Annotated in this window: 8 protein-coding genes; 4 read left to right on the forward strand and 4 right to left on the reverse strand. The window is 71.8% G+C overall.

The features are described from left to right. Positions 1-46: 46 nt before the first annotated feature. Positions 47-1,093 carry a DUF2637 domain-containing protein gene (locus tag STRTUCAR8_RS16875; RefSeq protein ID WP_006377009.1) on the reverse strand — a complete coding sequence of 349 codons (1,047 nt, stop codon included), beginning with the start codon at positions 1,091-1,093 and terminating at the stop codon, positions 47-49. Positions 1,094-1,423: 330 nt separating this feature from the next. Then, the gene (locus STRTUCAR8_RS16880; RefSeq protein WP_006377010.1) at positions 1,424-2,266 is read right to left on the reverse strand and encodes a (2Fe-2S)-binding protein; all 843 of its coding nucleotides are present in this window, start codon (positions 2,264-2,266) and stop codon (positions 1,424-1,426) included. A gap of 248 nt (positions 2,267-2,514) precedes the next feature. Here STRTUCAR8_RS16880 and STRTUCAR8_RS16885 point away from each other — a divergent pair, with 248 nt between their 5' ends. After that, positions 2,515-3,444 carry a GntR family transcriptional regulator gene (locus tag STRTUCAR8_RS16885; RefSeq protein ID WP_006377012.1) on the forward strand — a complete coding sequence of 310 codons (930 nt, stop codon included), beginning with the start codon at positions 2,515-2,517 and terminating at the stop codon, positions 3,442-3,444. A gap of 91 nt (positions 3,445-3,535) precedes the next feature. Here STRTUCAR8_RS16885 and STRTUCAR8_RS16890 read toward each other — a convergent pair whose 3' ends face one another. Further along, positions 3,536-4,309: a hypothetical protein gene (locus STRTUCAR8_RS16890; protein ID WP_006377016.1), complete on the reverse strand. Its 774-nt coding sequence runs from the start codon at positions 4,307-4,309 to the stop codon at positions 3,536-3,538. A gap of 421 nt (positions 4,310-4,730) precedes the next feature. Then, complete coding sequence (locus tag STRTUCAR8_RS16895) at positions 4,731-6,413, reverse strand: PucR family transcriptional regulator (protein WP_006377014.1); 1,683 nt, start codon at positions 6,411-6,413, stop codon at positions 4,731-4,733. A gap of 262 nt (positions 6,414-6,675) precedes the next feature. Between STRTUCAR8_RS16895 and STRTUCAR8_RS16900 the strand changes: the two genes are divergently transcribed. The 3 genes from STRTUCAR8_RS16900 to STRTUCAR8_RS16910 are packed head-to-tail and all read left to right on the forward strand — an operon-like array spanning position 6,676 to position 10,578. Further along, the gene (locus STRTUCAR8_RS16900) at positions 6,676-7,575 is read left to right on the forward strand and encodes an FAD binding domain-containing protein (RefSeq protein WP_006377013.1); all 900 of its coding nucleotides are present in this window, start codon (positions 6,676-6,678) and stop codon (positions 7,573-7,575) included. Next, the gene (locus tag STRTUCAR8_RS16905) at positions 7,575-8,177 is read left to right on the forward strand and encodes a (2Fe-2S)-binding protein (RefSeq protein ID WP_006377015.1); all 603 of its coding nucleotides are present in this window, start codon (positions 7,575-7,577) and stop codon (positions 8,175-8,177) included. Before STRTUCAR8_RS16900 ends, STRTUCAR8_RS16905 begins: the two co-directional genes overlap by 1 nt. Position 8,178: 1 nt before the next feature. Then, positions 8,179-10,578, forward strand: coding sequence for a xanthine dehydrogenase family protein molybdopterin-binding subunit (locus STRTUCAR8_RS16910; RefSeq protein ID WP_006377011.1), 2,400 nt, complete (start codon positions 8,179-8,181; stop codon positions 10,576-10,578). The last annotated feature ends 20 nt before the right edge of the window (positions 10,579-10,598 follow it).

Consider the following 10,598-nt stretch of genomic DNA (forward strand, 5'->3'; position numbering starts at 1 on the left):
TCGGTTCGCGCTCAACCAGCGCTCAACTCGTGTTCAGCGGTACGGCTCAGCCGTACTGCTGCTCGAGGTCCCGGAGCTTGCGCTCCAGGGAGTCCAGGCGGGGCAGGGCCATCGTGTCGTCCTCCGCCGTCAGATCGACAGTGATCGAGTCACTGTTGCCACGAACGGGCTGAAGGGAGTGACGGGCGCGCAGGGGCAGCTGCTCCGCGGTGGATATGGCAGGTTCCGAGGTGACCTGGGCGGGCGCCCGCTCCACCTCGACCTGCTGCCGGCCACCACCGCCACCGCCGCCGCCGAACGGGCCGCGGTGGCCCCGGCTGATCGCCTTGAGGTGCGCGCGCTCGGCCCGCTCCTGCTCACGGCGGCGCATCTTCGCCTGGTCCTTCTGGCGCCGGTCCTCGCGCACCTCGTCGACCGCCTCGTCCAGGCTGCGCACACCCTCGAGGAGCATCAGCGACCAGGCCTTGTACGTCTCACGGGGCGCCCGCGCCCAGCGGACCATACGGATCTGCGGCAGCGGACGCGGTACGAGGCCCTGCTCGCGGAGGGCGGCCCGGCGGGTCTGCTTCAGCGCGCGGTCGAAGAGGACCGCGGCGGACAGTGACATGCCGGCGAAGAACTGGGGGGCACCCGCGTTGTCGAGGCCCCGGGGCGCGTGCACCCAGTTGAACCAGGCGGCAGCGGCGGCGAACATCCACACCAGTATCCGGGAACCGAGGGCCGCGTCACCGTGGCTGGCCTCGCGCACCGCGAGCACGGAGCAGAACATCGCCGCTCCGTCCAGACCGAACGGGACGAGGTACTGCCAGCCGTCGGTGAGGTTCAGGTTCTGCTCGCCGAAGCCGACGAGTCCGTGGAAGGAAAGAGCTGCGGCGACGGCTGCACAGCAGAAGAGGAGGACGTAGGACGCCGTGGCGAACACGGCTTCCTTGCGCCTGCGGCGCTCTTCGGTGCGCTCCCACGAGTCGTCCTCGCTCGCTTTCCCCCCGGAGGAGCGCTTGCCGCGCGCGAGCACCGCCACCGCCGCCAGCACGCCCAGGAGCAGTACGGCGCCCGGAAGCAGCCAGTTAAGCGATATGTCGGTCAGTCTCATCTGGGGTCCCTTGCATTGGGATAGGGCGTAACGCCCGCCATAGTGGCCCAATCCCCTCAGCCCTCAGGGGGTTTCGGGGCAAGAGGCCGCCTAAGGAGGTGCAAGGGGATGCTCAGGGCGACATTCTGCTCGAACTGCCGCTTGAGGGGCGGGAGTTGAGTTCGAATAAGACTACCCGTACGGGTGGTTCCACGGAAAGTTCCTGCGGAAAGTGAGGAACTTGTGAAGTGCCCGTAACCATGGGAAGCCTGAGACGAACGTGATCTTACGGCGGGATCCTACGGCACGCCCCACGGGCCCCAGGGGGAGGGGTCCGTCACTGAGGGTGCCTCAACTCGCGGCGGCGGCCGTCAGCTTGGCGATGCGATCGTTCTCGCAGGTGCGGGGGCAGTTGTCGCACATCTCGTCCGGGCGGATCGTGTAGAAGAAGCAGCAACTGGCCCGGTCGCGCGTGGGCAGCGCGGCACCGTCCGGCCCGGTCATCTCCCGGAAGCCCGCCGACCCGACGAACGGCCGGGTCGAGCCCGGCAGCAGCAGCTCCAGCTCGCGCTGCGCGCGGTCCGCCTCCCCGACGACCTGTCCTATGTAGTGGAGGCCCTCCACGACGTCGTCGGTCACCACGCTCCACAGGGCCCGGCCGCGCCGCCGCATCCGCGGCCCGAAACCGCCGAGCAGGGGTTCCAGGTGTTCGGTGAGCGCCGCCCGCACCTCTGTGCGCAGCGCCTCCTCGTCATCGGCCACCCGGGCGCCGGGCAGGACCGCCGCCGGGTCGTCGGGCAGACAGGCGAAGGCGCGGGTGCGGACGCTGAAGCGTCCGTCGGTGCGGTGGTAGGAGACGTCCTCGACCGGCAGTCGGGGCACCCTGCGGTGCAGGAACCACGGCACAGTGATCAGCAGGCACGCGGTCCACGCGTACCGGTGCAGCCCGAAACCGGCCACGACGTCGGGGCGGCCTCGCTCCCCGTAGTCCCGCAGTACCTGCTCGTCGTCCCAGTCGAGGAAGGAGTCGAGGTCGCCGTCGCCGGCCGCGAGCCCGGCCGCCCGCACCCATCCGGCGCCGCGCGGATGCGCCTGTCCGGGGTCCAGTTCGGTGACGGCCGCGCTCGGGTAGGCCTCGGCGAGCCGGTCGTACGCGTCCGCGAGGGCGGACCGGGTCTGTACGGGAGCGGACATGCCGGGACCACCGCATCTCGATAGCTCGCTCGAAGGTCAAAGGTAAGCCTTACCTTACCCATCATGCCTGTGATGTGATCCGGATTTAACACCGGATCCGGCCTCGATCCCGGCCGGATCCGAACCTGGACCCGAATCGGGATTTGAACTGACGGAATGTGCGCCTATGGTGCTTGACGGGCGAGTAACAACCCGCCGCAATGACCCCATGTGCCGTCAAGGTGCCATCTAGCCCGGAGGAGGCCCCCGTGCAGCACGCCGGCCCACAGGGCGCGCACGGCTCGCCCGAGACCGGGGCCCCGGCCTCCCGTCCGGGCGCCGTACGCGTTCCACCGCAGCTCACGGCGGCGGACGTGGACCGCGGACGGGGCCCCGGGACGAGCGGTCCGGCGGCACGCGACACCGCGGGTGCGGGCACGGGCGCGGGTGCGCCGGTCGGCGCCGCCAGGGGCGAGCACACGCACAGTGAGCAGCCGCTCCCGGTGCCTCGCACGGAACAGGCCCGCCCCGCCCGGTCCGGCCCCGCGCAGACACCTCCGGCCCGGACCCGGTCCGTCGTCCAGCGGTCCTCCGTACGCGGCCAGATCCTCGACGCCCTGCGCACCGCGCTCGTCGGGGGCGAGCTGGCGCCCGGCGAGGTGTACTCGGCCCCCGCGCTCGGCGACCGGTTCGGGGTGTCCGCGACGCCGGTCCGCGAGGCGATGCAGCAGCTCGCGCTGGAGGGCGCCGTCGAGGTCGTCCCCAACCGGGGTTTCCGCGTCGTGGAACGCGGCGCCCGCGAGCTGGCCGAGCTGGCCGAGATCCGCGCCCTGATCGAACTCCCGGTGCTGCTCCGCCTGGCCCGCACGGTCCCCGCCGAACGCTGGACGGAACTGCGCCCCCTCGCCGAGGCGACCGCCCGCGCGGCGTCCACCGGCTGCCGGGCCACCTACGCGGAGACCGATCGCGCCTTCCACCGGGCGGTCCTGTCCCTCGCCGGCAACACCCAACTCGTCCAGCTCGCCGACGACCTCCACCGCCGCGCCCAATGGCCCCTGGTGGACACGAAGGCCGACACGAGCCGAACGGCCCTCATGGCGGACGCGGACGATCACATGGCCCTGCTGAACGCCTTGGCCGCGAGAGACGCGGCAGTAGTCCAGTCCCTGGTACGGAACCATGTGACAGGCGCCCACTGACCCGACCTGAGGGGCGCGGGGAACTGCGCGACAAGCCACAGCGCACCCGCGGTCGCGACACAACGGAACTACCCCACCAGGTTTGGCGCAGTCACGCAGACGCTGCCGGCGGAGCCAACTGCCGCGCCAGCCAGGTAGGTACACCCCCGAGCAGCCGGAACAACCGCCCCGCCTCGGCCCGCAACCGCGAAGCCTCCGGCTCGGACTCCGCATCGGCGAGCGACGCCAACGCGGGCGCCGTCCCCACCAGATACCCCAACTCCTCCCGGATCCGCAGCGATTCGCTGAACCCGTGCCGCGCCTCCGCCAACTCCCCCTCGCGCAGGGCGAGTCCGGCCAGATGGCGCCACGTGAACGACAGCAGCAGCTGATCGGCGTGCGCGGTGGCCCCCGCGTGCGCACGCCGGTACGCGGCCCGCGCCGCCTGCGGAGAACGCGCGAGGTTCTCGGCCAGCAGCCCCCGCCGGAAGTCCAGCACCGCCCGCCCCGACGCCCCCGGCGGGATCAACGCCGCCGCCCGGCCCAGCGCGGCCCGCGCCTCGTCGGCGCGGTCCCGTACGCCGAGAAGGGTCGACGCGTACGCCAACTGCCCGCGCTCGCACGCCGCCGCGCCCCGCTCGTCATCGCTCTGGGCCACCGCCTCCGCCGTACGGAGCGCGTCCTCGGCCTCTCCCCACCCCTGCTCGGTGTAGAGACACCGCTCCACCAGCAGTGCGGCCCGCTGGAGCGAGGCGTCGGCCGTGGCGGGGTCGAGCAGCGCCGCCGCGTCCGCCCAGCAGGCGCGTGAGCGCAGCCGCCATACCGCGGTCTGGAGTGGATCGTCACCAGAAGTCGTTCCGGAACCAGACATGGCGGTATGCGCCACGTTGCCCTCCCCAAGGTCCTGTCCTTCGGATCAGCTCGGGGTCGCGTGGCTTGGCACGCACATCTGCGGCGTTGTCGTGGTTGCCGACTCCCCCACGCTCGGCTTCGCTCGCGCGGGGGGACCCCCACGCGTCGACGCCCTCCTCCGCCTTGCAGCTGCACGCACCAAGCCACGCTCACCGGCGACGTAAGGCACTGTGCCTCGACACCGACCTGATCCGGGGAGCAGGTCCAGCACGCCATCGAGCTGTTGAGTGTGGCGGCATCTCAGCACGAATCCCGGTGCCGGGCCAAGGGGGTAGGTGAAAGAATTCACAAAGTCGGGGAAGATTGCGTGCCCCGGTTGCCGCGCGGTCGGTGCCGCCCGGCGCGTGCCAGGGCCGCACGCCCCGCCTGCCCGGGCGCCCGCCGCCGCCGGAGGCTCAACTCATCCGCAGCGCCAGGAAGAAGTCCAGCTTGTCCTCCAGGCGGGAGAGTTCACGGCCCGTCAACTGCTCGATCCGCCCCACCCGGTACCGCAGCGTGTTCACATGCAGATGCAGCCGGGCCGCGCACCGCGTCCACGAGCCGTCGCACTCCAGGAACGCCTCCAGCGTCGGGATCAGCTCGGCCCGGTGGCGCCGGTCGTAGTCCCGCAGGGGGTCCAGGAGCCGGGCCGTGAAGGCGCGACGGACGTCGTCCGGGACGAACGGGAGCAGCAGCACATGGGACGCCAGCTCCTGATGGCCCGCCGCGCACACCCGGCCGGGGCGCGCCCCGGCCACCCGGCGGGCGTGCCGTGCCTCCTCCAGCGCCCCGCGCAGCCCCTCCGCCGAGTGCACGGTCGCGCTGACCCCGATCGTGAGCCGCCCGTCGTCGTCCAGACCCGCCGACAGCGGGTCCCGTACGGCGGCGAGCAGCTCCTCGGCCAGGATCCCCGCCTCCGAACCGTCATGCTCCGACGACACCGCGGGCAGCGGAACGAGGGCGACCGCCTCGTCCCCCGTATGGGCCACGGCGATCCGGTCGGAGTGCTCCGGGCCCGTCAGCAGCGGGTCGACAAGGATTTCCTCCAGCAAAGCCTGGGCCACCGGGCCGCCCTCGATCTCGCCGCCGGCCCAGTCCACGCGGGCCACGACGACCTGCCAGTGCGGGGCCGCGCCGAGGCCGGGCAGCAGCACCGGCGCGGCGACCCGCAGCCGGGCCGCGATCTCGGCGGGCGCCGCGCCCGTCTGCACCAGTTCCAGGACCTCCTGCGCGAGCCGCCGCCGTACCGTGTGCGCCGCGTCGCGCCGGTCGCGCTCGACCGCGATCAGCTGGGTGACGCCCTGGAGCAGATCGAGCCGCTCCGCAGGCCAGTCCCCGGCGTCCGCCTCGACGGCGAGCAGCCAGTCGGACAGCAGGGTCTCGCGCATGTCCCGCGAGCCGCCCTGATCGGCGGCGGTACGGCTGTTGCCGCGGACGGGGAAAAGGGAGTACGCCGTGCCGCCCACCGCCACCCGGTGGGGTCCGCGTCTGCCGGTGCGGGCCGCCGCCAGGTGCTCGGCCGCCAGCGTCGCGCAGACGTCGGGGGCCGGGGCGGGCCCGGAGACCTTCGAGCCCGCGATGAGCCGGCCGGCCGGGGACAGGACCCAGGCGCGCAGGTCGAGGTCGGAGCCGAGCAGGTCCAGGACGACGTCGGGGCCGCCGCCCGCCGGACCCGAGGTCATCATCCGCCGGTGCCGGTCCACGACCGCCGCCAGATCGCCGGCGCGCTCCCCGGACACCTGCCGGACGACGTGCTCGGTGATCGACGCGAACGCCACCGACTCGTGCACCGCGAACAGCGGCAGCCGGTGCCGGGCGCAGGCCGCGATCAGGTCGTCCGGGATGTTCCCCAGCTCGGCCTCGCCGGCGCCCAGGGCCGCGACCCCGGCACCTGCCAGGAGCCGTACGAACGCCTCGGAGTCCGCCGGGTCCCGGCGCCACGCCAGGCCGGTCAGCACCAGCTCGCCGCCCGAGAGATAGCGGCTGGGGTCCCTGAGGTCGGTGGTCATCACCCCTCGCACGGTGCGGTCCAGCTCGTCCTCGCCGCCGAGCAGCGTGAGGCCCAGCGCGTCCGTGTCCAGCAGTGCGCGCAGCCGCATTCTCGTCGCCGCCGTTCTGTCCGAGAGCCGCGCTTTTCCGCCTGCGCGGCGATCACTGTTTCCAGGGAAAATCGGAGAGGTTACCGATGGCCCCTGTTCATACGAATCTACAAGACGATTGCCCTGGCCAGCCAACTCCTTCATGGTTTCCGTGACTGACCTCGGCGGAGCACAGCCCTGTGTACTGGCTTCACCGCACGTGAACAGCGCATGAACGAGCCATTGGCACCCACGTACGCGACGAAGAGGAAAAGAGCCGGTCATGGACTTCCTTCGCCCCGCCAGCTGGGAGGAGGCGCTCGCCGCGAAGGCCGAGCACCCCACAGCTGTGCCTCTCGCGGGCGGCACCGACGTGATGGTCGAGATCAACTTCGACCACCGCCGGCCCGAGTACCTCCTCGACCTGACCCGCATCGGAGATCTGCACGAATGGGAGACCGGCGAGCAGAGCGTGCGGCTCGGCGCCTCCGTCTCCTACACCCGGATCATGGAGAACCTGCGCGCCGAGCTGCCGGGCCTGGCCCTCGCCTCGCACACGGTCGCCTCCCCGCAGATCCGCAACCGGGGCGGCGTCGGCGGCAACCTCGGCACCGCCTCCCCGGCCGGTGACGCCCACCCGGCGCTCCTCGCCGCAGGCGCGGAGGTCGAGGCCGAGTCCGTCCGGGGGACCCGGCTGATCCCGATCGACGACTTCTACACAGGTGTGAAGCGCAACGCCCTCGCCCCCGACGAGCTGATCCGCGCCGTCCACATCAAGAAGGCGGACGGGCCCCAGCAGTACTCCAAGGTGGGCACGCGCAACGCCATGGTCATCGCGGTCTGCGCCTTCGGGCTCGCGCTGCACCCCGAGTCCCGGACCGTCCGTACGGGGATCGGCTCGGCGGCGCCCACACCCGTCCGGGCCAAGGCCGCCGAGGAGTTCCTGAACGCGGCACTCGAAGAAGGCGGCTTCTGGGACAACGGGAAGATCATCACACCGTCGGCCGCCAAGCAGTTCGCCGCACTGTGCGCGGGCGCCTGCAACCCCATCGACGACGTCAGGGGCACCGCGAGCTACCGCCGCCACGCGGTCGGCGTGATGGCCCGGCGCACGCTCACGTGGACCTGGGAGTCGTACCGCGGCACTGACGGCCAGACCCATCAGAAGGGGAGTGTCGCGTAATGCGCGTCAGTTTCACGGTCAACGGACGGCCCCAGGAGGCCGACGACGTGTGGGAGGGCGAGTCCCTGCTCTACGTCCTGCGGGAGCGGCTCGGTCTGCCGGGCTCCAAGAACGCCTGCGAACAGGGCGAGTGCGGATCGTGCACCGTCCGCCTCGACGGCGTACCGGTGTGCTCCTGCCTCGTCGCGGCGGGCCAGGTGGAAGGACGCGAGGTCGTCACGGTCGAAGGGCTCGCCGACTACGCCAAACAGCGTGCGGCGCACGGCAGTTGCGGAACGGGTGCCTGTGGTACGTCACTTGACGCGGCCAGGCAGTGGCAGCCCAAGGGCGTCACCGACTCCCCGGCCACCGACTCCCAGACCGGCGAGGGCACCGAACTGGCCCCCATCCAGCAGGCGTTCATCGACGCCGGAGCCGTCCAGTGCGGCTTCTGCACGCCCGGTCTGCTGGTCGCCGCCGACGAGATGCTGGAGCAGAACCCCAACCCGACCGACGCGGACATCCGCGAGGCACTGTCGGGCAACCTGTGCCGCTGCACGGGCTACGAGAAGATCATGGACGCGGTCCGGCTGGCGGCGGCCCGACAGGGAGAGGCGGTCTGACATGCCTGGCAGGAACGCTCCCCTCGGGACGCCCACCAAGGTCACCCAGGGCTCGAAGACCAAGGGCGGCATCGGCGAGTCCACACTCCGCCCCGACGGCACCCTCAAGGTCACCGGCGAGTTCGCGTACTCGTCCGACATGTGGCACGAGGACATGCTCTGGGGCCAGATCCTGCGCTCCCCGGTCGCCCACGCCGAGATCGTGTCCATCGACACGGCCGAGGCCCTCGCGCTGCCCGGCGTGTACGCCGTCATGACGTACGACGACCTGCCGACCGACGTGCGGAACTACGGCCTGGAGGTGCAGGACACCCCGGTCCTCGCCCACGGGAAGGTCCGCCACCACGGCGAACCCGTCGCCATCGTCGCCGCAGACCACCCGGAGACCGCGCGCCGCGCCGCCGCCAAGATCAAGGTCGAGTACCGCGAACTGCCGGTCGTCACCGACGAGGCCTCCGCGACCGCGCCGGACGCACTCCTCATCCACGAGCACCGCACCGACCGCCACTTCCCCCACGTCGACCACCCGAACATCGTCCACCGCCAGCCGATCGTCCGCGGCGACGTCGAAGCCGCCCGCGCCCGCGCCGACTTCGTCGTCACCGGCGAGTACACCTTCGGCATGCAGGACCAGGCGTTCCTGGGCCCAGAGTCGGGCCTCGCGGTCCCCGGGGAGGACGGCGGCGTCGACCTGTACATCGCCACCCAGTGGCTGCACTCCGACCTGCGCCAGATCGCGCCCGTCCTCGGCCTGCCCGAGGACAAGGTCAGGATGACGCTGTCCGGGGTCGGCGGCGCGTTCGGCGGACGCGAGGACCTGTCTATGCAGATCCACGCCTGTCTGCTCGCCCTGCGCACCGGCAAACCGGTGAAGATCGTCTACAACCGCTTCGAGTCCTTCTTCGGCCACGTCCACCGGCACCCCGCGAAGCTCACCTACGAGCACGGCGCCACCAAGGACGGCAAGCTGACCCACCTGAAGGCACGGATCGTCCTCGACGGCGGCGCGTACGCCTCCACCTCGCCTGCGGTCGTCGGCAACGCGGCCTCGCTCGGCGCCGGCCCATACGTCGTCGACGACGTCGAGATCGACTGCATCGCGCTGTACACCAACAACCCGCCCTGCGGCGCGATGCGCGGCTTCGGCGCGGTCCAGGCCTGCTTCGCGTACGAGGCGCAGATGGACAAGCTCGCCGACGCGGTGGGCATGGACCGGGTCGAGTTCCGCCGCCTCAACGCCATGGAACAGGGCACCCTGCTGCCCACCGGACAGGCCGTCGACTCCCCGGCCCCGGTCGCCGAACTCCTGCGCCGCGTCAAGGCGATGCCCCTCCCGCCGGAGCAGCAGTGGCTGGCGGCGGGCGAGGCGGCGGACGTACGCCAACTGCCGGGCGGCCTCTCCAACACCACCCACGGCGAGGGCGTCGTCCGGGGTATCGGCTACGCGGTCGGCATCAAGAACGTCGGCTTCTCCGAAGGCTTCGACGACTACTCGACCGCCCGGGTACGGATGGAGGTGGTCGGCGGTGAGCCGGTGGCCACGGTCCACACGGCCATGGCGGAAGTGGGCCAGGGCGGCGTCACCGTGCACGCCCAGATCGCCCGCACCGAGCTGGGCGTCACCCAGGTGACGATCCACCCCGCCGACACCCGGGTCGGCTCGGCCGGGTCGACCTCGGCCTCCCGGCAGACGTACGTCACCGGTGGCGCCGTCAAGAACTCCTGCGAGCTGGTCCGCGAGAAGGTCCTGGAGGCCGGGCGCCGCAAGTTCGGCTCCTACCACCCCGCCTGGGCCACGGCCGAGCTGCTGCTGGAGGGCGGCAAGGTCGTCACGGACGCCGGCGAGGTCCTCGCCGACCTGGTCGACGTCCTGGGGGAGGAGGCCGTCGAGGTCGAGGCGGAGTGGCGGCACCGGCCGACCGAACCCTTCGACCTGCGCACCGGGCAGGGCTTCGGACACGTCCAGTACTCGTTCGCCGCGCACCGGGCGGTCGTCGAGGTCGACACCGAGCTGGGCATGGTGAAGGTCATCGAGCTGGCCTGCGCCCAGGACGTCGGCAAGGCGCTCAACCCGCTGTCGGTCGTCGGCCAGATCCAGGGCGGCACCACACAGGGCCTGGGCATCGCGGTGATGGAGGAGATCGTCGTCGACCCCAAGACGGCCAAGGTGCGCAACCCCTCCTTCACGGACTACCTGATCCCCACCATCCTCGACACCCCGACCATCCCGGTCGACGTCCTCGAACTGGCCGACGACCACGCCCCGTACGGCCTCCGAGGCATCGGCGAGGCCCCGACCCTGTCATCGACTCCGGCCGTCCTGGCGGCGATCCGGAACGCGACGGGCCTCGACCTCACGAAGACACCGGTCCGCCCGGAGCACCTGACCGGTACGGCGTAGTCGGTTCGTCGCCGGGTGCG

Origin of the sequence: Streptomyces turgidiscabies Car8, assembly GCF_000331005.1 — a bacterium.
Lineage (GTDB): Bacteria > Actinomycetota > Actinomycetes > Streptomycetales > Streptomycetaceae > Streptomyces > Streptomyces turgidiscabies.